The sequence below is a fragment of the Pseudomonas sp. R15(2017) genome, from assembly GCF_002112685.1.
Taxonomy (GTDB): domain Bacteria; phylum Pseudomonadota; class Gammaproteobacteria; order Pseudomonadales; family Pseudomonadaceae; genus Aquipseudomonas; species Aquipseudomonas glycinae.
In genome coordinates this window covers 218,809-242,860 of the sequence record NZ_NEII01000002.1, presented here as the reverse complement: position 1 = coordinate 242,860, position 24,052 = coordinate 218,809, and the positions used below count along the sequence as shown (strand labels likewise).

17 protein-coding genes are annotated in these 24,052 nt (G+C 58.0%); 9 read left to right on the top strand and 8 right to left on the bottom strand.

Annotated elements, in window-relative coordinates; translation table 11 throughout:
• Positions 1-18 precede the first annotated feature (18 nt).
• From CAF77_RS04680 to CAF77_RS04670, 3 genes are read right to left on the bottom strand one after another with little or no spacing between them, the layout of a single operon-like run.
• Positions 19-999: an HlyD family secretion protein gene (locus CAF77_RS04680; protein ID WP_064381701.1), complete on the bottom strand. Its 981-nt coding sequence runs from the start codon at positions 997-999 to the stop codon at positions 19-21.
• A gap of 4 nt (positions 1,000-1,003) precedes the next feature.
• Positions 1,004-1,204: a DUF1656 domain-containing protein gene (locus CAF77_RS04675; RefSeq protein ID WP_064381702.1), complete on the bottom strand. Its 201-nt coding sequence runs from the start codon at positions 1,202-1,204 to the stop codon at positions 1,004-1,006.
• Positions 1,194-3,329, bottom strand: coding sequence for an FUSC family protein (locus tag CAF77_RS04670; RefSeq protein ID WP_064381703.1), 2,136 nt, complete (start codon positions 3,327-3,329; stop codon positions 1,194-1,196). The genes CAF77_RS04675 and CAF77_RS04670 overlap by 11 nt, the downstream gene beginning before the upstream one ends.
• Positions 3,330-3,521: 192 nt before the next feature.
• Here CAF77_RS04670 and CAF77_RS04665 point away from each other — a divergent pair, with 192 nt between their 5' ends.
• The 3 genes from CAF77_RS04665 (at position 3,522) to CAF77_RS04655 (ending at position 7,875) form a co-directional block, all read left to right on the top strand.
• Entirely contained in the window at positions 3,522-4,577 is a 1,056-nt protein-coding gene (locus CAF77_RS04665) for a tetratricopeptide repeat protein (RefSeq protein WP_064381705.1), read from the top strand.
• Positions 4,578-4,705: 128 nt separating this feature from the next.
• Positions 4,706-6,208: an ATPase domain-containing protein gene (locus CAF77_RS04660; protein WP_064381707.1), complete on the top strand. Its 1,503-nt coding sequence runs from the start codon at positions 4,706-4,708 to the stop codon at positions 6,206-6,208.
• Complete coding sequence (locus tag CAF77_RS04655; RefSeq protein ID WP_064381709.1) at positions 6,205-7,875, top strand: ATP-binding protein; 1,671 nt, start codon at positions 6,205-6,207, stop codon at positions 7,873-7,875. The genes CAF77_RS04660 and CAF77_RS04655 overlap by 4 nt, the downstream gene beginning before the upstream one ends.
• A gap of 13 nt (positions 7,876-7,888) precedes the next feature.
• Here CAF77_RS04655 and CAF77_RS04650 read toward each other — a convergent pair whose 3' ends face one another.
• Genes CAF77_RS04650 through CAF77_RS04630 form a run of 5 tightly spaced genes read right to left on the bottom strand, consistent with a single transcriptional unit; the run spans position 7,889 to position 14,433 of the window.
• Positions 7,889-8,266 (bottom strand): response regulator, encoded by a 378-nt coding sequence (locus CAF77_RS04650; protein ID WP_085654084.1) that lies wholly within the window; start codon positions 8,264-8,266, stop codon positions 7,889-7,891.
• A gap of 44 nt (positions 8,267-8,310) precedes the next feature.
• Positions 8,311-9,525: a hybrid sensor histidine kinase/response regulator gene (locus tag CAF77_RS04645; protein ID WP_085654083.1), complete on the bottom strand. Its 1,215-nt coding sequence runs from the start codon at positions 9,523-9,525 to the stop codon at positions 8,311-8,313.
• Complete coding sequence (locus CAF77_RS04640; RefSeq protein WP_085654082.1) at positions 9,519-10,112, bottom strand: chemotaxis protein CheB; 594 nt, start codon at positions 10,110-10,112, stop codon at positions 9,519-9,521. The genes CAF77_RS04645 and CAF77_RS04640 overlap by 7 nt, the downstream gene beginning before the upstream one ends.
• A complete protein-coding gene (locus CAF77_RS04635) occupies positions 10,109-10,942 on the bottom strand; it encodes a protein-glutamate O-methyltransferase CheR (RefSeq protein ID WP_064381715.1) in 834 nt (277 codons plus the stop codon). The genes CAF77_RS04640 and CAF77_RS04635 overlap by 4 nt, the downstream gene beginning before the upstream one ends.
• The gene (locus tag CAF77_RS04630; RefSeq protein ID WP_085654081.1) at positions 10,942-14,433 is read right to left on the bottom strand and encodes a response regulator; all 3,492 of its coding nucleotides are present in this window, start codon (positions 14,431-14,433) and stop codon (positions 10,942-10,944) included. The genes CAF77_RS04635 and CAF77_RS04630 overlap by 1 nt, the downstream gene beginning before the upstream one ends.
• 261 nt (positions 14,434-14,694) lie before the next feature.
• Here CAF77_RS04630 and CAF77_RS04625 point away from each other — a divergent pair, with 261 nt between their 5' ends.
• From CAF77_RS04625 to CAF77_RS04600, 6 genes are all read left to right on the top strand, one after another.
• Positions 14,695-15,060 (top strand): response regulator, encoded by a 366-nt coding sequence (locus CAF77_RS04625; RefSeq protein ID WP_085654080.1) that lies wholly within the window; start codon positions 14,695-14,697, stop codon positions 15,058-15,060.
• A 204-nt stretch (positions 15,061-15,264) separates the two neighbouring features.
• The gene (locus tag CAF77_RS04620) at positions 15,265-19,131 is read left to right on the top strand and encodes a hypothetical protein (RefSeq protein WP_139831555.1); all 3,867 of its coding nucleotides are present in this window, start codon (positions 15,265-15,267) and stop codon (positions 19,129-19,131) included.
• Between the two features lie 82 nt (positions 19,132-19,213).
• Entirely contained in the window at positions 19,214-20,503 is a 1,290-nt protein-coding gene (locus CAF77_RS04615) for a glycosyltransferase (RefSeq protein ID WP_085654078.1), read from the top strand.
• 151 nt (positions 20,504-20,654) lie between these two features.
• Entirely contained in the window at positions 20,655-21,494 is an 840-nt protein-coding gene (locus CAF77_RS04610) for a hypothetical protein (RefSeq protein ID WP_064381727.1), read from the top strand.
• A 75-nt stretch (positions 21,495-21,569) separates the two neighbouring features.
• Positions 21,570-22,475, top strand: a complete 906-nt coding sequence (locus CAF77_RS04605) for an AraC family transcriptional regulator (RefSeq protein WP_011334055.1) — start codon at positions 21,570-21,572, stop codon at positions 22,473-22,475.
• 225 nt (positions 22,476-22,700) lie between these two features.
• Complete coding sequence (locus tag CAF77_RS04600; protein WP_064381729.1) at positions 22,701-24,011, top strand: sugar ABC transporter substrate-binding protein; 1,311 nt, start codon at positions 22,701-22,703, stop codon at positions 24,009-24,011.
• The last annotated feature ends 41 nt before the right edge of the window (positions 24,012-24,052 follow it).

Sequence of the window (24,052 nt, the reverse complement as noted above, 5' to 3'; positions counted from 1 at the left end):
AATTTTTTGCCCCGCGTATCATTCGGTCGCGGGGCTTTTTTGCGCCTGTCTTTCAGGGTTTTCCAGCACCGTAACTGTCGCTGTGGTGCCGGCTCTCAGTCGGTCCTTACCTGAATATTCGGGATCGATACCGATCCGCACCGGTACTCGTTGCGCCAGTTTTACCCAGGTGTAGCTGGGATTGATGTTGGCCAGCAACCGACTGCCCGGCGCGTTTTCCCGGTCAGCAATGGCGAAGGCGATGCTCTGCACGGTACCGCCGAATTTTTCCCCGCTCATCAATTCGATCCGCACCCGGTCACCCTCCTCGATCCTTGGCAGCTTGGTTTCTTCGAAATAGCCGCTGACATAAAAGGAGCTGCTGTCCACCAGCGCCAGCAAGGCACTGCCGGCCACCGCGTAATCCCCCTGACGGGTCAACAAATTGGTGACATATCCGCTGACCGGCGCTTCGACTCGGGTACGTTGCAGATCCAGTTCAGCCTGGGTCAGTGCGGCAATCGCCAACTGCACGTTGGCTTCGGCCAGGCCGAGATTCGCCTGATTGCGCAACAGATCGGCCTGGGCCACCGCCACGTCGGTGCTGGACTTCTCCCACTCTTCTCCGGAAATCGCGAACCCCTGCTTGAGCGTACGTCGCCGGCGCTCTTCACTCTGGCGCTGCTTGAGCAATGCTTCGCTGGCGACAATGGCCGCTTGCGACTGACCAAGCGTGGCCTTTGAGACCTCCACCGAGCGTTTCGCATGCTCGACGGCGAGGCTGTAGCGAGCCGGGTCGATCTCCAGCAACAACTGCCCCTTGTCGACATGCTGGTTGTCCTGCACCGCCAGCGTGACGATGCGGCCCGAGACGTCCGCTGACAGCGTCACCACATCCGCCCTAACCCGCGCATCCCGCGTCCACGGCGCCCGGGTGTAATGTTCCCAGGCGAACCAGCCAAGCACGATTGCCAGCAGCACCACTGCCAATGTCGTCAATCGAGTGAGCAACGTCTTCAAGGTTTCAGGCTCCCATCAACAGAATAAAGGTGGCGCATACACAGGCGTACAAGGCGCCTTCGAACAGGGCCTCATGCCAGACAAAGCGCAGGACGCCGAGCCGGCGCAACCCCCAGTCGAGCAGCAGAAAAACCGGTATGGCCAATAGCAGGGCCTGAGCAATGGGGGGCAGGTAAACGCCGCCGATCTCGAAATCAATGGGCAAGGACGGGCTCTCCTTCAGAACGGTCGGGCTGCAAATGCTCGCCATGTCGCTCCAGAAACGACACCACGATCAACAGGGCCACACGCATGCGAAACACCGACCACAAGTGTTCATGGGTGGCGACATGCAAGGCATCCAACTCATCGCCAAGCGCATGCAGCGTGGTCAGCAACGGTGTCAGGCGCACGTCCGGTCGGCCGGCGACGAAACGGCCGGTCTGACGCAATGCCGTCGACAGTTCTTGACCGAAAGCGTCCGTGAGCAATGTGTTGTTCTGTGCCTGTTGCCTGAGCTGGTGCATGGCCACACCCAGCGCCACGCAGGCGAGACTGATCTCATACAGACGTTGCATGTCCCGATCATTGGCGGCCGGCAACACGCCCTGCATCGAGGTCAGACGATCGACCATTCGACTTTCGAAGGCAAATTGCTCTTCGTCGCTGGCCGGGCTCTTGGTCAATTGGTAGACCTGCTCCCGCGCTTCGTTGTAGAAGCGCCGGATGCGCAGGGCCGGGCGGAACGGGAAAATCCAGGCGTAGACGATCAGAGCCAGCATCGCCGCGCTGACGTAGGCTCCGGCAAATTCGAACCATTGGATGGCGGTGTTCTGCCCGGTGCCGACGTTCTGCGGCCCGAGCATCAGGAAACTCGACAGGCCCAGGCCCATGCCGATACCTGCGGTGGCCGGGCTGGACAGTCCGACTGCGATCACATACAGCAAAGGCGCGAGCAGCAAGGCCAACATTTCGAAATCATTGATCGCCGGGACCAGCATGAACTGATAGAACGCCGATACCACCAGTGCCAGCCCCAACCCTCGGGCGTAACTCTGCGCGGCGATCAGGGGGCGCGGAAACGTCGCCATCAATGAACACAGAATCCCCACCAGAATCATCCCGCCCCGCGCGCCGTCCCAGGCGGTCTCGATCCAGATCAATCCGGCCACCAGCAACGCGCTGAAGGCGCGGATGGCGTTCATCGTCGCGAGGGTGAAATCCAGGTGCAAGGGGCTGGACTGGCCGCGGAACATGCAACTGGCTTCCCGCCCCTCCTGTATCGCGTCGCTCAACTCGAGAATCTGTTCCAGTTGTTGCAACAGCCGCGCCTGTTCCCAGCGCAACGCCCAGGCCAGCGAGCGCAGGGTTGCACTCATGTCTTCCGTCAGTTGTTCGGCCTTGTAGGCAAGTCCTTCGAACTGTTGTTGCAGCGCAACGAACTGATGTCGCGCCTCGGCTGGCAATGAGCGTCCTTGCTGTGCGAGCTGATCAAGAAGTACCAGCTCCTCGGCGCGCAATTGCTGGATATCCAACGGTAGATCGCCCTCCCAGCGTTCGGTGAGCAATTCCCGCTGATGACGCAACGCGGTCAGGCGCGAGGTCAGCAGCATCAGTTGATTACCCAGCAAGAGCACCAGATTGTTGGCACTGCGCAGGCGCGGGGCGTCGAAGTATAAATGCCGGCGCAGTCCTTCGAGGGCGCTGATTTCCCCCAGCAGTTGCATTTGCCGGCGCTGAAAGTCCGCTTCGCTTTCTTCGGTGCGCAACACGGCGGCAGCATGGGTAGCAGCCAGTCTGATGACCTGATCGACCTTCGCGAAATAGTTGCGTGATACCGCTTCGGGCCGCGCCGTCAGCAGGCTGACCACGCACACGCACGCCACCGCCAGCAAGGTTTCGGTAACCCGGGTGACCGCCAACAGAAAAGTGCCGTCCTGATCCGGAATCGCCAGCAGCGCCACTACCACGGCGGTATAACCGCTGAGCACGAACGCCTGGGAGCTGGTGTAACGCAGCAACGTGCCGCCGGCCGTGCACAGGGCCAACCACAGCGCCAGGGTCGTGATGAACGGCAACGGCGCCTGGGGGAAAATCGCCATCAGCACCACCGCTACCACCGCGCCAAGGGTCGTCCCGATGATTTGCCCGAAGCTGCGTGCCAGCGCCATGCCGGCCAGTGGCTGGCTGATGATCACCACCGCCATGATCGACCATTTCGGTTGATCCAGATCGAACAGGAACGCCAGGTACAAGGTCAGCAATCCGGCGACGATGGTGCGCAAACCGAACAGCAGCACTGCCTGGCTGGGGTGGATCACCGCTCTGAAGTAAATGAACAGGGATTGCATGGATAGCCTCGTCGAAACAACTTCTGAAAGCGTAGACACTGCATGGAGGGCATGACGGCTAACAGGGTGGACACGGGCTGTAGGTCGATTCAACGCTTGCAGTAGGTCATATCGGGCAGAGAGTTTGACTCACGGCGCGAGCTGACAGAAGCTTGCGACCTCCGCTACAAAACGAAAGTTTCGGAAATTCGCATGTCTCAGTCTCGCCGTTATTTGCTCATCAGCCTCGGCCTTGTGCTGGCCCTCTGCGTGGCCTGGCTGTCATTGCGCAGTACCGCGCCCGTGGTGCCGGAAGCGATCAAGCATGGTTACAGTGAAGCGCTGACCGCTGCTCGCGCCGGCCAGCCGGGGGCCGCGCGGGTTTTGTACCAGCAACTGGGACGTCCGGACCTGTCGGTCAAACGTCGCGTCTGGCTGCATGCGGAGTTGCCCAATTACCCGAGCCCCCAGGCCCTGAAACTGGCGGATGCCGATCTGCAAAACCAATCGCCGGAGGTCCGGCTGGCGGCAATAAAAAGCGTGACCGGCCTGGTGCCGGGCGGCCAGCGCAGTCTGCTCCTGGGCCCGTTGCTCGACGATGAGGATCAAACCGTACGCTTTGCTGCGATCAACGCCCTGCTCGGTTTGTCTCCGGATCAACTGGGCCTGTATTTTGCCCCGCTCCAGCAAGGCATCGACATGTGGGAGCAGGCGCTCAAAAGCCAGCCGGAAAGCGCCGCCAACTATGCGCAGCTGGCGCGCCTGTATCTGCACAACGCCGAACTGAAACAGGCACAGCAAGCACTGGAGCTGACCTTGCGCCTGGATCCCGGCAACCTTCCGGCGCTGGTAATGCAGATCGAAGTGCTCGACCGTCAGGGACAGAGCGATGCCGCCCGGCAACTGCTGGCCCGACAGCTGAAGGCCCAGCCCGATTCGGCCTATCTGCAGCATGCCCTGGGCCTCTGGCTGCTGCACCACGATCAACGCGAATATGCCCTGCTCGGCTTGTCCAAAGCCGTGGAACTGGAGCCCGACAACAAAGACTATCGCTACGACCTCGCCACCACCCTGCACAGCGCCGAAGAACTGGAAGCGGCGCAAAAGCAGTTGCAGGAAATCGTCCAGCGCCATCCTGCCGACCGCAAGGCGCGGGTGCTGCTGATCAATTACTGGAAAGAAAGCGGCCAGTTGCAGAACGTACAGATTCTGCTCGCTCAGCTCGAACAGATGAACCCGGACGATCCCTCGTTGCAGCAAGGCCTCTAGCGGTAATCTGGACACATCCGGCAAGAAACTCGGAACCGTGGTCTCGGCAAAGGGTCAAGTAATCAGGTAGTGCAAAACGGCGTCCGGCGCCCGCTGCCTCGTTTCCCCTAGTCATGAGAGGGCATTTTTTGTCTACATCGAACGCGTTGATCAGTGCAAAAGCCGCCACCGGCATCGAAGGGTTGGACGATATCCTGGCCGGTGGTTTGTCCCGCAGTCACGTTTTCTTGCTGGAGGGCGAGCCTGGAACCGGTAAAACCACAGTCGCGTTGCATTTCTTGCTGGCCGGCGCCCGTGCCGGCGAACGTTCGTTGTACATCACGCTGTCCGAAACCGAGCGCGAGTTGCGTCAGGGCGCGGCATCCCATGGTTGGGAGCTGAACGAAAATATCGAGATTTTCGAGCTGACTCCCCCGGAAAGCCTGCTCAACGCCGAGCATCATCAGAGCCTGCTCTACTCCTCCGACCTTGAACTGGGCGAGGCAACCAAACAGATTTTCGAAGTGGTCGAGCGCTTCAAACCCACCCGGGTCGTGCTGGACAGCCTGTCGGAAATTCGCCTGCTGGCGCAAAGCTCGCTGCGCTACCGTCGACAGATCCTGGCGATCAAGCATTACTTCGTGCGTTACGACGCTACGGTACTGCTGCTGGATGACCTGACCACCGAATCCCTCGACAAAACCGTTCACAGTGTCGCCCACGGCGTGATCCGCCTTGAAGAACTGACCCCCAACTATGGCGCTGAACGTCGTCGCGTGCGGGTGATCAAGTACCGTGGCCAGAAATACCGTGGCGGCTTCCACGACTTCACCATCATGGGCGATGGCGTGCACGTCTTCCCGCGTCTGGTGGCGGCGGAGCACCGCGGCGATTACCCACGGCTGCAACTGTCCAGCGGCATCCAGGAAATGGACGCCTTGCTCGGTGGCGGTATCGAAACCGGGTCCAGCACGCTGATTCTCGGACCGGCGGGCACGGGCAAATCCTTGATCGCGATGATTTTCGCGGCGGCGGCCGTGGCGCGTGGTGAAAAGGCCGCCCTGTTCATTTTCGACGAAGAGCTGGGCTTGCTGTTCGAGCGCATGAACAACATCGGCATTGACCTCAAGGCTTTGCAGGCCACCGGCAATCTGCTGATCGAACAGGTGGACGCCGCCGAATTGTCCCCCGGCGAGTTCTCTCACCGGGTGCGACGCTGCGTCGATGAAGGTGACATCAAGACCGTGGTGATCGACAGCATCAACGGCTATCAGGCCGCGATGCCGGAGGAAAACGCCTTGGTGCTGCACATGCATGAACTGTTGCTGTACCTGAACCGCAAGGGCGCCGCGACGTTCATGACCGTCGCCCAGCATGGGCTGGTGGGCGACATGCAGGCACCGGTCGACATTACCTACCTCGCCGACACGGTGATTCTGCTCCGCTATTTCGAAGCCCTCGGCAAGGTTCGCCGGGCAATTTCGATTATCAAGAAACGTACCGGCAGCCACGAATCAACCATTCGCGAGTACCGTATTTCCAAGCGGGGCATGACCATCGGTGAACCGCTGGACGCCTTCCAGGGCGTACTGCGCGGCGTGCCCACCTACCTCGGCGCAAGCAACCCGCTGCTTAAGGATGAAAACTTGTGACCGTCACCGTGCCGCTGTCGGAACGAGCACTGATCCTTGCGCCCCAGGGGCGCGACAGCCAGGTGGCGCTGATGATCCTCAACGAGGCCGGCTACGGTGGTCTGATCACGCCCGATCTGGCTACGCTCTGTGCCGAACTTGAACCCGGCGCCGGGTTACTGCTAATCGCCGCCGAGGCCCTGCGTGGCCCGGAGCTGGAATCCCTGCTGTCATATCTCGATCAACAGCCCGCCTGGTCAGACCTGCCGATTGTGCTACTGACACACCATGGCGGCTCAGGACAGGGCCCCTCGTCGCAGCTCAGCAAGTTGTTGGGCAACGTGACGTTTCTCGAGCGCCCTTTCCATCCGGTGACCTTGGTCAGCCTGATCTCCACGGCCCTGCGAGGGCGACGACGACAATACGAGGCCCGCGATCGCCTGATCGACCTGAGCAATAGCGAGCGGCGCCTGCAATCAACCCTCGAAACCCTCGAGCAACAAGTCGAGGAACGCACGGCGCAACTGCGGCACAACGAAGAAGCTCTTCGTCAGTCACAAAAGATGGAAGCGGTCGGTCAACTCACCGGCGGTATCGCCCACGACTTCAACAACATGTTGACCGGCATCATCGGCAGTCTCGAACTGCTGCGTCGGCGACTGGCTCGTGGCCGTCTTGACGACCTCGACAGCCTGATCGATCTCGGGGTGACTTCGGCCAACCGCGCCGCCGGCCTGACCCATCGTCTGCTGGCGTTTTCCCGTCGCCAATCGCTGGATTCCAAAGCCGTACAGATGAACGATCTGGTGCAATCGATGGGTGAACTGCTGCAGCGCAGCCTCAACGAAAGCGTTCAGCTGGACATGCGCCTGGATGAAGAATTGTGGGTGGCCGAGGCGGATCCGAATCAACTGGAAAGCGCCCTGCTCAATCTGGTGATCAACGCGCGTGACGCGATGCCCGATGGCGGCAACCTGGTGGTCGAGACCGGCAATCAGGTGCTTGAGCGGGATTTCACCGACGCTTACAGCAACCTGGAACCCGGCGATTATGTCGTTTTGAGCGTGACGGACAACGGCTGCGGCATGCCCGAAAGTGTGATCAATCGCGCGTTCGACCCGTTTTTCACCACCAAGCCGATCGGCCAGGGTACCGGCCTGGGCCTGTCGATGATCTACGGTTTCAGCAAGCAATCCGGCGGACATGTCTCGATCGACAGCAAAATCGACGAGGGCACTACCGTCAGACTCTATCTTCCGCGCTTCAAGGGCGAATCATTGCCTCACGCGCCAGCGCATACGGAGCAGGCGCCCGACGCCGTGGAAGGCGAAACCGTCTTGATCGTCGAAGACGACCCGGCCGTGCGCGTGCTGGTCAGCGCGGTATTGAGTGAATTGGGTTACAGGTTTGTCGAGGCCGGCGACGCTGACGGTGCCATGCCGATTCTGGATTCGGAACAACGCATCGATCTGCTGATCAGTGACGTCGGCCTGCCCGGCATGAACGGACGTCAATTGGCTGAAATCGGCCGGCAATACCGGCCAGACTTGAAGGTCCTGTTCATCACCGGTTATGCCGAGCACGCTGCGGTGCGCGGCGGGTTCCTCGACTCCGGCATGCAGATGATCACCAAACCGTTCACCTTCGATCTGCTGACGGCGAAGGTACGGGAAATGATCAAGAGCTGAGGCGGTTCACGCCTCAGGCCAGCAGTTCCTGAATCTTCTCCTGCAACACATCCAGATCGAACGGTTTTTCCAGGATCGGCGCCCGGCGAGTGATGGGGCTGCCGGTCTCGCGGATTTCCTGCGGATAGCCGCTGATGAAGATCACTTTCAGATCCGGGCGCAATTTGACAGCAGGCTCGGCGATCTGCACGCCCGAGATGCCGCCCGGCAAACGATAATCGGTAATCAACATGTCCAGATGCGGCTTGCTCGCCAGAATCTCGAACGCCTGCTCGCCGTTTTCGGCCTGCAATACGCGATAGCCCTGGCCTGACAGATAGTCTGTCAGGACCATCAGGATCACCGGTTCGTCCTCGACGACGAGTACTACATCTTGTGCATCTACGCTCATGGGAAGCCTTTGTTCGGTCAATAGCTGCTGATACGACCGTGTGGTCACTCAGAGGTTGCGTTTGTTTCGCCGTTTTCCTGGAGCGGCAGACAAACGCGAAACAGGGCGCCCTCGTTGATCTTGCTTTCGACGACGATGGAGCCGCCATGGGCGGCGACGATCTGCTCGGAAATGAACAGACCCAGCCCGAGGCCGGCCACCACCGTCTTGGCGGAAACCCGTTCGAACTGTTGAAAAATGCGTTTCTGGTTCTCCTCGCTGATGCCGATGCCCTGATCCTGAACTTCGACCCGGGCTTCGCTGCCTTCGCGATAGACCCGTACCTGGATCGGGCTTTTGCCGCCATAACGCAAGGCGTTGGTCAGCAGGTTCGACACGACCTGCTCGATGCGAAACTCGTCCCAATGCCCTTCCACCGGCTCAGCCGCTGTGAAGCTGACTTCCGTCTCGGCAGCTTCAATCTGCTGGCCGAAGTTTTGCAACACATTGCCTACCAATTGCGCGAGATTGAAACGAGTCGGTCGGATCGACAGCTTGCCTGTGCGGATCCGCGACACGTCGAGCATGTCTTCAATCAAGCGAATCAGGCTTTTGATCTGACGTTCGTCACGGTCCACCATCGCGTGCATCTTGTCGAGGGTGAACGCTGCCGCGTTGTCGCGGGCCAGATGCATCTTGCGCAACTGGGTTTCGAGGATAAGGCCGTTGAGCGGTGTGCGCACTTCATGGGCAACGATCGACATGAAATCGTCGCGCATGCGCACTGCCTGCTCCAGTTCGCCCTGGGTGCGCTGCAGTTGCTGCAGCAGCGCTTCCTGTTCGCGACGACTTTGCTCGAGGGCTTCGACCTGTTGCTTCATCGCCTTGCTCTGGCGGTACAGGTCGACGAAGACGTTGACCTTGCTCTTCACCGCATGGATATCCAGCGGCTTGTGCAGGAAGTCCACCGCGCCGCTTTCATAGCCCTTGAACGCGTAATTGAGTTCACGGCCGGCGGCGCTGACGAAGATGATCGGGATGTTCTTGGTTTTCTCGGTGCCGCGCATCAGTTCGGCCAACTCAAAACCGTTCATGCCGGGCATCTGTACGTCGAGAATGGCCATGGCGAATTCGTGTTGCAGCAGCAGCGACAGCGCTTCGTCCGCCGACAACGCTTTGTAGACGGTGCGGTCCTCGCGTTTGATCAGCGCTTCGAGGGCCAACAGGTTCTCGGGCAGATCGTCGACGATCAGCAGTTTTGCCTGGATATTACTCAGCATGCGATTCGTTCCAGCTCGACAAGCAGACGGCCGATGCCGTGTATGGGAAGGATGTAATCCGGTTGGTGCGTTTTCAGCGCCGCGCGAGGCATGGTGGCGACTTGCGCCTCTTCAGGGTCCTGCACGATGGTCAGCCCGCCCTGAGATTTGACCTGTGCCAGCCCCCGTGCGCCATCGTGGTTGGCGCCCGTCAGCAACACCGCCGCCAGCGCTGGCCCGTAAACATCGGCAGCGGACTCGAACAGGAAATCGATCGAAGGGCGCGAATGGTGCAAGCGGTCTTCAAGGCTCAGTGACAGGCTGCGATCCTGCTCCACCGACAAGTGATAACCCGGCGTGGCGAAGTACACCGTGCCGGGCGTGATGTCCTGTTTGTCGATGGCTTCGGCGACCGGCAGCTCCAGCCGCCGGGCAAACACCTCGGCGAGCTGGCTGCGACGCTCTTCCGGCAAATGCAGCACGATAATGATCGGTAACGCGAACCCGGCCCGCAGCGAGCCGAGCAAGGTCAGCAAGGCCTCGACGCCACCGGCGGAAGCTCCGACCACAATCGCCTCGACCCGAGGCAAATCCGCTGTACTGATCATGATTTGCGATAGATCCGCTCTTGTTTCACCAACGGTTCGAACTGGTTGGAATAGCTGGAAAAGTCCAGGGTTTCCTTGCTGCCCAACACCAGAAAACCGCGATGGCACAACGACTCATGGAACAATCCAAACGCTCGATCCTGAAGTTTTTTGTTGAAGTAAATCAACACGTTACGACACGAAATTAATTGAGTTTCGGAGAATACACTATCGGTCGCCAAACTGTGATCGGCGAAGGTCACGTTCTCGCACAGGCTCTTGTCGAAAATCGCGTAGCCATAGGCTGCAGTGTAGTAGTCGGCAAACGAGTGCTGGCCGCCCGCCTGCTGATAATTGGCGGTGTACGCACGCACATTCTCCATCGAAAAAATCCCTTGCTTGGCCTTTTCCAGCGAGCGCGGGTTGATGTCGGTGGCGTAGATGATCGTGCGGTCGAGCAGGCCTTCCTCGCGCAGCAGAATCGCCATCGAGTAGACCTCCTCGCCGGTACTGCAACCGGCGATCCAGATCTTGATCGACGGATAGGTCTTGAGCAGGGGCACCACCTCCTGACGGATCGCCAGGAAGTGCGACGGATCGCGGAACATCTCGCTGACCGGAATCGTCAGCAGTTGCAGCAACTGCATGAACGCCGTCGGGTCGTGCAGGACTTTCTCCTGCAAGGCCGAGATGGTCGCGCATTCGAACTGGCTCAATGCGTGCTGCACGCGGCGCTTGATCGACGCGCCGGAGTAATCGCGAAAATCGTAGCTGTACTTGAGATAAATCGCCTCGATCAGCAATCGCAGTTCGATTTCACTGTTCCGTTCAACGGGATGACTACGTTCCACTAAATGCGTTCCATCTTGGGTAACCACACGCGAATCAGCGAGAACAGGCGATCCAGGTCGATGGGCTTGGCCAAATAATCATTGGCGCCCGCCTGCAGGCAGCGCTCCTGATCGTCCTTCATGGCCTTGGCCGTCACCGCGATGATCGGCAGCTTGCGCCAGCGCGGATCCTTGCGGATTTCCATGGTGGCTTCATAACCATCCATTTCCGGCATCATCACGTCCATCAGCACCAGGTCGATGTCCTCGACTTCATTCAGTTTTTCAATCGCTTCACGACCGTTACGGCCGATCACCACGACTGCACCCTTGGTTTCCAGCGCACTGGTCAGGGCGAAGATGTTGCGTACATCGTCGTCCACCAGCAGCACTTTACGGCCTTCGAAGACCTTGTCGCGGCTGCGGGCGGTCTTGAGCATCTTCTGCCGTTCATGGGACAACTGCGATTCGACTTTGTGCAGAAAGAGTGTGACCTCGTCCAGCAGACGTTCTGGCGAGCGGGCGCCCTTGATGATGATCGAACGCGAATACTTGCGCAGTTCGGCCTCTTCGTCGCGGGTCAGGTTACGCCCGGTATAGACGATGACCGGCGGGAACGAGCAGATGTCCTCGGTGGACATACGCTTGAGCAGATCATTGCCGAGCATGTCCGGCAGCTTCAGGTCGATGACCATGCAGTCGAAGATCGTCGTGCGCAGCAGTTCCAGCGCGTCCTGCGCCAGGCCCACGGCAGTGATTTCGATGTCGTCGTCGCCAATCAGGCGGGCGATGCTTTCCCGTTGCAGATCATCGTCCTCAACCAGCAGCACGCGTTTGACCTTCTGGGTCAGCTTCGCTTCAAGACGGGCGAACACGTCCTTGAGCTCTTCGCGGGTGGTCGGTTTCACCGCGTAACCGATGGCACCCATGTGCATCGCCGCTTCGACGCGATCCTCCACGGAAATCACGTGCACCGGGATATGCCGGGTTTCGGCGTGTTCTTTCAGGCGTTGCAAAACGGTCAGGCCCGAGTGATCCGGCAGGCGCATGTCCAGCAGGATCGCGTCCGGCACGAACTCTTTCGCCAGGTCATAACCTTCATCGGCACCGTGGGCGACCAGGCACTGATAACCCAGTTCATGGGCCAGGTCGTAGAGGATATGGGCGAAATTCGCTTCGTCCTCCACCACCAGAATGCAGCGGCTATTGAACGGCGCTTTATCGCGGTCATCGTTGAAGCGCGGAATCTCGACAGAGGCCAGCGGCGAAACCGCTACAGCGGATGCCATGACCGGAGCTGCTGCTGGCGGGCTGAACGTCAGCGGCGCGACAGGCGCGTCGCCCGGTTCGCGGTAGTGCTGCGGCAGCACCAGGGTGAAGACGCTGCCCTGCCCCGGCGTACTGCTGACGCTGATCGAGCCGCCCAACAACGTCGCCAGATCCCGGGAAATCGACAGGCCCAAGCCAGTGCCGCCGTATTTGCGGTTGGTGGTGCCGTCCGCCTGGCGGAAAGCTTCGAAAATGCTTTCCTGTTGATCCGCCGCGATCCCGATCCCCGAGTCGCGCACGATAAAGGCGATGCGATCGTCTGGCTGGCCGGAGATGGTCAGGCTGACCGCGCCGTTTTCGGTAAATTTCACCGCGTTGGAAAGCAGGTTCTTGATCACCTGTTCCAGACGCTGGCGGTCAGTGAACAGCGTACTCGGCGCATCGGGTTGCAACTGGACACTGAATGCGAGTTGCTTGTCTGCCGCCAGCGGTTCGAACATCCCGCGCAAGCCATCGGCCAGACGTGCCACGCTGGTGTTTTCCGGCACCACTTCGAGTTTGCCGGCTTCCACCTTGGAAATGTCGAGAATGTCGTTGATCAGGTTGAGCAGATCGTTACCGGCGGAATAGATCGATTCTGCAAACTTGACCTGTTCGGCACTGAGGTTTTCCTGCGGATTTTCCGCCAACAGCTTGGCCAGGATCAGCGAGCTGTTCAGCGGCGTGCGCAGTTCATGGGACATGTTGGCCAGGAACTCGGACTTGTATTTGCTTGAACGCTGCAATTCCTCGGCACGTTCTTCGAGCTGCACTTGGGCCTGATTGAGCTCATTGTTCTTCTGATCCATGGCGTCACGCTGCTCGGCCAGGGTCTTGGCCTGTTCGGCCAGTTGCTCGTTGGTCTGCTCCAGCTCCACTTGCTGGGTTTCCAGATGCGCCTGGGACTCCTTGAGAATCCGCGACTGTTCTTCCAACTCTTCGTTGGCGGTTTTCAGCTCTTCCTGCTGCACCTGCAACTCTTCGTTGAGTTGCTGGGTTTCGGCCAGCACTTCCTGCAAACGCTGACGGTATCGCGCCGCTTCTATAGACGTGCCGATATTGCCGGCGATCAGTTCCAGCAACGCCACATCACGGTCGGTGAGTGGACGCAGGAAACCCAGCTCGATCACGCCGTTGACCCGGTCGTCATCGCTGGTCGGCACCACCAGAACGCTGTGCGGGAGACCTTCGCCGAGGCCGGAACTGACCTTGAAGTAGTCGGAGGGCACCGAGTCGAGACGAATCAGCCGAGCCTGCTGGGCGACCTGCCCGACCAGACCTTCTTCGCTGTAAATCGATTGGTTCTGTTGTTCCTGTTCGCGGGAGAAACCGTAAGTCGCCACGCGTTTGAGGCCGCCATGCTCCTCGCGCACATACAACGCGGCCACGGCGCTGCCCAGATACTGGGCGCAGAACTGCAGGATATTGCGCCCCAACAGATTGACCGTCAGTTGCCCCAGCACTTGTTCGGCGAGCTGGGTCTGGCCGTTGCGCAACCAGGCTTGCTGTTCCAGACGTTTTGCACTGGCCTCTTGCGCCGCCAGGGTCGCGGCATAGCTTTGCGACAGATTGAGCAAATCGCGCCTGCCGACATAGGCCAGCAGACCGCTGATGCCCGCCACGAACAGCAGATAAAGACTGATGCTCCAGACCGTGGTGCGGCGCACGTCTTCGTTACGGGAGGCACGCAGCAACTGTTCGGTTTCAATCACATCTTCGAACTGCTTACGTATCTCGTCGGTCAGGCGCTTGCCCTTCCCCGCTTTGACCGCCGACTTGTAATCGCCACTGGCGCGTTGCAGATCGATCATCGACTGCGCGTAATTCGCCCACTCGATTTGCAGCGCCTGAAGACGGCGCAGGCGGTCGGTCTGAGCCGGATTGTCCGCAGTCAGTTCGAGCAAGGTATTCAAAGCCACAGCGATGCGAGGCTTGGCCGTCTCGTACGGATCGAGGAAATGCTCGTCGCCGCTGAGCAGATACCCGCGCATGCCCGTTTCCAGGTCCACCGTGAGTTTCACTGCTTCGTTGGCGTTATTGATCACCCGGTCGGTGTGCTCCACCCACTGGATAACCGACAACAAATAAGTGATCAGCGAAACGAAGAACACGGCACTGATGACGCCGACGCCCAACGGCAGACTGACGTTGCGGCTCAGTAGTTTGCGAAACCGTTGCTCATCAACCGAAGACGGAGAGGACATGTGGCAGCCTTGTCGAACTGTTGAAAACCAGAGAGTTTGCCCCAAAAAGGCGGTATGGATCCATTTTTCTCACTGCTTTAGTGCTGTTTTCCTACATTTGCCTACGCCGAATCGCGGGCCAACAGGTATCCTTGCCCGCCCGTTTGCGCCTATTCTTTTTTGTATCCACTCGGGAACTTGTGGCCATGCGCCACTTACTCATGCAAGAGCCCGGCATTTTTGATCGACCGGCGCCCCACCCCATTCTTGAGAGCCGCCATTATGTCCATTACCACGCCCACCATTCTTGTAGTAGAAGACGACTCCATCGTGCGCATGCTGATCGTCGACGTGCTGGAGGAATTGGAGTTCGGGGTTCTGGAGGCCGATGGCAGCGAACAGGCGCTGGAAATCCTCAAGGATTTGAATCAGCACATCGACCTGATGATGACCGACGTCGGCTTGCCCATCATGGATGGCCGTCAACTGGCTACCGAAGCCCGCACACTACGCCCGACTCTGCCCATCCTGTTCGCCAGCGGTTACGCAGAGACGATTGAAGCGCCTGCGGACATGCACGTGATCGGCAAACCGTTTTCAATCGATCAGTTACGAGACAAAGTCAAAGCCGTACTTGAGTGTTCCTGAAAGTTTCAACTTCCATTGCCGACTATTCAAAGGGCGGATCCCGGGTCTGCCCTGACCAACTTAGAAACCAACTACAACTATTCATCAGCCGCAGAACAAAATTATTCTGCGGCCGTTCCGTAGTTGTGTTTTTTACGCACCACAAACTTTTGCATAACTGCCGAGGACAACTAATTCAGAATATAAACCAAGGATAAATTGCTTATGCAACTTGCACAGGGCACAAGCCTGCTGGATATAGACGACGCTGCATTCGATTTCGGGAATGTTGCCTCGCGTCGAAAGCTTGATCAAACAGAAAAATCCAGCATTGCTTCAAGCCTCTCTACCCTTGCAGGAAAACGCCCGGACACTGAACTCATCGACTTGCGCGACACCACGGTGCCCCGTTTGTCCGGCACGACGTTTGATAATGCCCTGGAATTTGCCCGCGTCGCTTTGTCAAAGATGCTTGAAACCGAGGACTTTGCTTTCCTTGCGCAGAAACATTCCCTGCCTGATGACACTGTTGTCTGTATTGATGAGCAGGCCAGGCTCAGGGTCCTGATCAAGGATGGATGGGTTGATATCACCAACGACTCCGCCATTAGCAGCGACTTGCTCAATGACATCCTGATGTTGGGGGACTGCGCGGTAAAAACCGGCGGCTGTGTTTTTTCCGGAGAGTTTTTTGCAGTCGAACAGTGGCTTCGCTTTCATGAATACACCCTGCCCGGCAATGTTGAACAAGTGCGTAATCTGGTTGAGTTTCTTCAGTTCGAAATTCCGCAAAGCCCGGATACAGCCGATTTTTATCAATTGCTGGGGGAACCCGTCGACTCGCCTTTTCACCTGTCGGCAGAGGCACGCAAAACCATCACGCTGGTCACTGACGAACTCACGCAAGGTCAGTCCAGTCTGTTGAAGTTCATTGCCACGGAAGATCTGCGCCAGGTGCCTGAAGTTGGTCGGCGCGAACGCGCGGCCGACCACCTGGAACGCTTTCTCGATTCGCCGAAAGCCAGGATGCTGGGTGAAGTTCTGCATCAGCGGCTGCAATGGCACCTGGAACAAGCTGACCGGGAAGTGGCGAAACGACAAATCAAATGTCTGGCAGCCACCGCGTTGATTCTCGATCTGAAAGTCGATGTCGAACGGCATGCGAAAACAATCGCCGGGTTTGCTCTGTATCAACCGGACAATGCTTTGAGGACCCCTTCGCAGGTGGTGCAGGCATTTGAAAAACAACTGATCGTCGAAACGCAGCTGGAACCTGAACTGGGGCCTTTGGCCGCACACCTGTTGCTGGCGGGCGCGGCACCCCAGTTCCTCGTTCAGCAAATGCCCGTCGAAGTGACGATCGGCAAGCCTGGATGGGTCATTCTGTCCCAGGCGGTCGCACTGATTGAGCTCGCCGCGCCCGGCGCTTCGCGTCTGATGACCTACGCCCGGGTGAAGGCATTTTCTGAACTGGCGCCCGTCAGTAGCGCTCAACGTGCGATGCACGAACTGGCAACCATCACACCGGTTATCCAGTGGGCAATGCTCAACGGTGTCTTGCCTGCGACGACCGAAAATGAATATGACGTAGATGCCTTCATCATCGCCGCCAACCGTTTCAGCGAATATGCCGAAGCATTGAATGAAGTCGAAACAGGTATTTCGGTTGTTCCGCCTGATCGACGGGAGTTGGCACTGCAAGCGCTGAAACGCGTTTTGCCGGCAGGCGATTATCTTGAACAACGAGTATTCAAAGCCAGGTTCGACCCGTCATTGGGTGAACGCAATATTCTGGAGTGGTTACTGCTTTATCATCCTGTCAGCCTGAGTAATGCAAACGGCGAACATTCAAAAATAGAGAGACTCCGTGTTTCCATCCTCGACCTCTACCTGTCAGGTGATCTGGTCGTTGACGGCAAGTTGACGGACAAGTTCATAACCACCGAGGCATTCAATCCCCCCGCTAACGCCTTCTCACGGCTCGGCGAACTGGAACCAATCGACTCGCTGTTCGACGAGGTTTTTGAGCAATACCATCAAACTTTGCAGAAGAGCCTCCAGTCCATCATCAAAATGGCAGTGTCAAACTTGCCCAAACGTGACAGGACAATGCTGGCCAATGGTTTCATCACGTTATATACCGTTCGAAAGTCGGTAAACACGCTCAATCCATTTGAAGAAACCCAACGCCATCGCAATGCTGCCAAGGGGCGTTACGGCATTATTCTGGGCTGCCAAAACGGTAAGGCATTCCATTGTTATGAACTGTTCTCTCTCAGGGGACTTTGTCGCGAGCGTCCGGAGCTGGCCGACATGTTGCGTTCCACCGGGGTTGTGTATGAAGAGCCTTCACTGTCCTACAAAGGCGCGGACACGGACTTTCAGCCCAAAAAACCCGAGCGCCAATGGCCTCTTGACCTCGATGCCTATCTCAATGGCAGCGAGCCGAAACACGGTGTGAAGTCTGGCGCGGTCGTGGAAAAGCTTTGGCATTTCACCCTGACGTCCGAGGCAGTGCATCCGGTCCCGCTTTTCTTTTCCGCAGCCTTCCAATCCTTGGCGCAGGGGGTACTGGGCAATCACCCGGTGGCCACTCGTGACGAACTGTATTCATCGTTGTACGCAAAGACCGAACTGCAGCAAATACGCGCCGAAAATGATCAGGTGAATGAAGCCATCATCAATGTCATCGTGCCTTTCAAGAAATGTGTAGAGGACCTGCGATCCGGTGACGCGTCTCAAGTAACCGAGGGCATCGGCGGCTGCATTCTCGACGGTCTGGCGTTGCTGGGACTGGTTGTCGGCTTCGGTGCCACGATTGCCGGCATCGCTGGCAAGACCACCTCGACGACCGCCAAGGCTCTGAGCATTGCCAAGGCAGGGGCGCATTTTTCGGTGTCCATTTTCAACCCGCTGGACGGGTTGCCGACGTTGGCTGTGCAAGGTGGGCGCCTGGCCAAAAAGGGCGTGCTGCTTCTGAGCAAATACGGGCTGAACACTCTGGAAACCGCCACCGGCCAGTTGCGCAAACTGACTGGAAGCGCGCAATCCTACGATCTGGTCAAGGCTGCGCAGAAATCAGACCTGTTTCAGGGTACCTGGAAGGCTGCGAATAATCCGGGGGATGCGGTCAGTCTGTTGGCACTTCAGCGAAACAGTGACTGGTATGCACTGAATCACAGGGTTGGCGGTGCCTGGGGACCCAAGTTGAGAAACCTTAAAGCCTCGCCCTTGGCGCCGCTTCGCCGACTCTTCGGTCGCTCGAAACCCTTCAGTTATACCCGGGCCTATGTGAAAAGAGCCCTGCCGACAGCCAAATCAAAACTCGATAATGCTGTTCTGATGCTCCTGGATAACGACAACGCTGACATGCGCGCGGTGCTCAAGCACGTCTTTGGCAATGATTCCGATGAAGTACTCAGGCATGTGAAAGCCAATTTGCACAACATGCGCAACGATCTGGATTACGTCACGCTTGCCAACATGTCGTTCAAAAAAGGCTCGGAAGCCAACGCTGCGTTGCGGCCGCCGGTTTACAGGCGCTGGAAGGCCAGCGTCCTCGACGGCTCGTACTTGAAAAACCCTCCGGAGCGATTTCTGGTGATCTACCCCGACGGACTGGACGACTATTACCGTATGGCCAAGTACGACGATGGCCGGATTGGAGATGTGTTGGTTCATGAAATGGCTCACGGCGCGCCGGACACACTGGACTTGTATTACGGGCAATTGAAACAGGCCGGCGCCGGGCCTGCCGATATGGACGTGGCCGGATTGCTGGATTTCGCCAAGGATGCTCACAAAGCGCACCCTAAAAACCTTTCCAATCCGCATTTCCGGGCCACTCATGATGAGGGCTTCGAGTTGTTGGGGCTTATTGAAAATACGCTGCCGTCGCTCGTTAAAAAGCATCCGGCATTGCTCAACGCCGATTCCTACTCACTGGCGGTATCAATGCTCGATCAGGCACGGACACACCGGGAAACGTTCTTGCTCAATCTCGCTCGCATTCAGAACGGCTTGAAAAACACCAACAGGCTCGGCTTCATCGACGGCTCGGTGCGACTCAAGCTGAGCAAGGCACCGATCTGATAAAAAGCGGATTGGCAGGCGCGCGCATTGTGTTCTAATTCGCGCGCCTTTTTTTGTCCCTTTGTCCCAGGAATCGTTACTCATGAGTCAGCCCGCAACCAAAGTCCTCGTCATTGGTTACGTCTGGCCGGAACCTCGCTCCTCCGCCGCGAGCGGGCATGTGATGCAGATTCTCGAGACGTTCCTGCGACAAGGCTGGCAAGTTACCTTTGCCAGCCCGGCCGGTACCGGTGAGCACCGTGCCGATCTGACTGCGCTGGGCATTCAGGAAGTACCGATCGAACTGAACAACAGCAGTTTCGATGTGTTTATCAGTGAACTGGCCCCGGACATCGTGTTGTTCGACCAGTTCATGATCGAAGAACAGTTCGGTTGGCGAGTGGAGAAACACTGCCCCGATGCCTTGCGCGTTCTGGAAACGTCGGACCTGCAGAGCCTGCGGCATGCTCGACACCAGCGCTTGAAAGATCGACTGAAGCTCAGCGACGACGCCAACGATTTCCAGGGATTGTTTGCCCCGGCGCTCGCCGAAGAGTTCGAACTGATGGCCGAAACCGATCTGGCCAAGCGCGAGATCGCCGCGCTTTATCGTTGCGATCTGAACCTGATGATCTCGCCAGTGGAAATCGAGTTGCTGGTGCAACAGTTCAAGCTGCCACCGGAGTTGTTGCACTGGTGTCCGTTGATGGTCGAACCACTCGGCACACCGTCAAAACCCTTCGAGGAGCGCGAGCACTTCCTCAGTATCGGCAATTTCCGTCACGCCCCGAACTGGGACGCCGTTCTGTGGCTGAAGACGACAGTCTGGCCGCTGATTCGCGAGCAACTGCCCAAGGCGCAATTACATGTCTACGGCGCGTATACGCCGCCCAAGGCAACAGCGCTGCACAATGCGTCCCAGGGTTTTCACATCATGAACTGGGCGGAGGATGCATTGCAGGTCATGTCCGATGCCCGGATTTGCCTGGCCCCCCTGCGTTTCGGCGCCGGCATCAAGGGCAAGCTGATCGATGCCATGCTCTGCGGAACGCCCAGCGTGACGACGCCGATCGGTGCTGAGGGTATGCTCACGGATCATCTCTGGCCAGGAGCCGTGACGCAGTCGGCGCGGGCGTTCGCCGATGCAGCGGTTCAGCTGTACAAGGACGAGGGGCTGTGGCAAACCGCTCAAACTCAAGGCAGCACGCTATTGCGTGATCGCTATCAACAATCGATTCATGGTCCCGCCCTTATTGAGAAAATAGAATATTGCCGTGAACATCTGGCGCAACTCAGAAAAAACAACTTCACAGGCAGCATGTTGCGTCATCATGCACACAAGAGTACCCAGTACATGGCGCAGTGGATCGAAGCAAAAAACCGGAACAAATGAGATGACGGAAATCTATAAAAACAATCACCAACAACTTGCATCAACCCACCAATAGCCATTAAAAAAGTTAAACGCTATAAACATCCTGCAAGCGCCATTCAAATAAAAACTTGAATTGCCAACAACTCTTTAAATCACGCAGGATGCATAAATGAGCAACAATAACTGGATGGGCTCAACGCCCGCCATTGATACACTGACAATCGCTGAACTGACATTGCCCGGCACCCACAACGCAGGCAGTGACTGGCGCGCCGACTACCCGTTCTACCCGTCTCGCCATTGGCTGGTATGTCAGCACGATACCTTTTACGCCCAACTGCACCATGGTTCCAGAGCGCTGGATATTCGCCTGAGCTACGAAGCCAGTGCCGAAGGTCCAAAAAAATTCATCCTTCACCATAATGGTTTTCGAAACTCTCGGACATTAGGGCAACTGATCAACGACGTAGAACTTTTTCTGCAAAAAAACCCAGACGAATTCATTGTTCTTGATTTTCACAAACTTGATGGCAAAGACTTCGACCACGACTACTTCAATAAAATAATGAGCAGTTTTCTCGGGCATCGACTTATCCCACGCTGGAACGCGGCGCTGAGCCTGCGAGAGCTGAAGCGCGCCAGCACGCAACAGCGAGTGTTTGCCGCCGGTCCAGGCATAGAACTTGATCACACGATATTCCACGAGTATGTAAGCCATAAGTGGTCAGGCACCGATACGACTTCGCCTGACGAGCTGAGGGCGTTCATCGGTAGTGTCATGCAGAATCCACCGGGCTCCTGGCGTCCCTGGTCGTTGTCCGCCACCAGTTATACCTACCTGGGCGGTCCCGTCGACATCCATGACCAGTTGAACGAATGGTTCGATCTGGACAACAGTGACTGGGCATTGAAGTGCAATATCATCAATGTCGACTTCATCGAAGAGTCGGACCTGGTAGAGATTTGCCGGATTGCCAACCTGATGAAAGCCCGGGAAAGGGCGCTCTGAGCGGCAATGGAAACTGGCGCAACCGACGAGGAACGAGGCATGATCACCGGGCGATAACAATAAAAGCGCTCTGCCATGACCCGAACAGCCCGCGTGACTGACCCTTCTTATGAGCTGATGGATGACCACAACGGGTTGTCCATCATCTATCGCCAGCACGGTTTCCCCTGCCCGCTGGTGCGCTGGCATTTTCACAAGGAGTACGAACTGCACCTGATCGTCGCCAGTTCGGGCAAGGTGTTCATCGGCGACTACATCGGCAACTTCTATCCGCAGACCCTGTTCCTGACCGGCCCGAATCTGCCGCATAACTGGATCAGCCAGGTGGCCGAGGATGAAGTGGTCGAGAAGCGCGACATGCTGGTCAACTTCACCGATGAACTGTTCGAAAGCGGCCATCAGGTATTCGCCGAACTCAAGACCCTGGCGCCGCTGCTCGAGCGTGCGCAATACGGCATCGAATTCCGCTCGCCGCAGACAATTCGTCAGGCCATGACCCTGATGCAACGCATCGCCGATTCAACCGGCATCACCCGTCTCGGGCACTTTTTCATCCTGATGGAATTGCTGGCGGCCTGCGACGACTATCAACTGCTGTCCGGCGCAACCACCCCGCAACTGGCCGACGAGCACAACATCGACCGCACCAACCGCGCGGTGGATTACATCTTCGCCCACTACGCCCGCGAACTACCCCTTGAGGAAGTCGCCGAGCACCTGGGCATGAAACCCACCTATTTCAGCCGCGTGTTCAAGCAGGCGACCGGGCGCAACTTCATCGAATTCGTCAATCGCCTGCGCATCAGTAAATCCTGCGAGTTGCTGGCTGATGGCGACAAGCCGGTGACCGAGGTGTGCTTCGAGTCGGGCTTCAATAATATTTCCAATTTCAATCGGCGCTTTCAGCAGCTCAAAGGCATGACGCCTTCGCATTACCGGCGGCTGGTGGTGCAGCGCCTGACCGAGCAAAACCACGGCTGAGCAGGAAAATCTGTACGGTTTCGCGCCTCTCGCCCTGCTGAAACGCCCTTCCCTGCGTTTATCGCGCCAATCCAGAGTGCAAAAAAGTATCGATTCGAGTGCTAGGGATGATTTGTCAGCCCTGCGCCAGAAGGCTGTAATCAGTGCACATTCTTCCCCCGCCGGAAGAACACAAAAACAATAACTGTCCTTCTGCCCCCGCCGGGTGCAGAAAAGGAGTGCACGATGCAACCCACTGCAAAAGCTCTGCTGGCCCTCACCTGCATGACCCTCAGCAGCGTCAGCCTTGGCGCCCAGACCCTGACCATTGCCACCGTCAACAACAGCGACATGATCCGCATGCAAAAGCTCTCGAAAACCTTCGAGACCGAGCATCCGGACATCAAGCTCAATTGGGTGGTGCTGGAGGAAAACGTACTGCGTCAACGCCTGACCACCGATATCGCCACTCAGGGCGGTCAGTTCGACGTGTTGACCATCGGCATGTACGAAGCCGCACTCTGGGGGGCCAAGGGTTGGCTGGAGCCGATGAAGGATCTGCCGGCCAGCTACGCCCTCGACGATGTGTTTCCGTCGGTGCGTGAAGGCCTTTCAGTCAAGGGTTCGCTGTACGCCCTGCCGTTCTACGCCGAAAGTTCGATCACCTATTACCGCACCGACCTGTTCAAGGACGCCGGCCTGACCATGCCGGAGCGCCCGACCTGGGAACAGATCGCCGGCTTCGCCGAAAAGCTCACCCACAAGGACAAGGAACAGTACGGCATCTGCTTGCGTGGCAAAGCTGGTTGGGGGGAAAACATGGCGCTGATCACCACCGTGGCCAACGCCTATGGCGCGCGCTGGTTCGATGAGCAATGGAAACCGGAATTCAACGGTCCGGAATGGAAAAACGCGCTGAACTTCTACGTCGACACCATGAAGAAATCCGGCCCGCCGGGCGCCTCCAGCAACGGTTTCAACGAGAACCTCGCCCTGTTCAACAGCGGCAAATGCGCGATCTGGGTCGATGCCAGCGTCGCCGGCTCGTTCGTCACCGACAAGACCCAAAGCAAGGTCGCCGATCACGTCGGCTTCACCTACGCGCCGCATCAGGTCACCGACAAAGGCTCGGCCTGGCTGTACTCGTGGGCGCTGGCGATTCCGACCAGCTCCAAGGCCAAGGACGCCGCTAAAGAGTTCAGCGCCTGGGCCACTTCCAAGGAATACGGCGAACTGGTCGCCAAGACCGACGGCATCGCCAACGTACCGCCTGGCACTCGCGCCTCGACCTACAGCGACGCTTACATGAGCGCCGCACCGTTTGCCAAAGTCACGCTGGAATCGCTGAAAGCGGCCGACCCGAGCAAACCGACCCTCAAGCCGGTGCCGTACATCGGCATTCAACTGGTGACCATTCCCGAGTTTCAGGGGATCGGCACACAGGTCGGCAAGCTGTTCTCCGCCGCACTGATCGGCCAGACCACGGTCGACCAGGCGCTTACCGCCGCCCAGCAAACCACCGAACGCGAGATGAAGCGGGCGGGTTATCCGAAGTAACTCGCCACTAAACCTGTGGGAGCTGGCTTGCCAGCGATTAG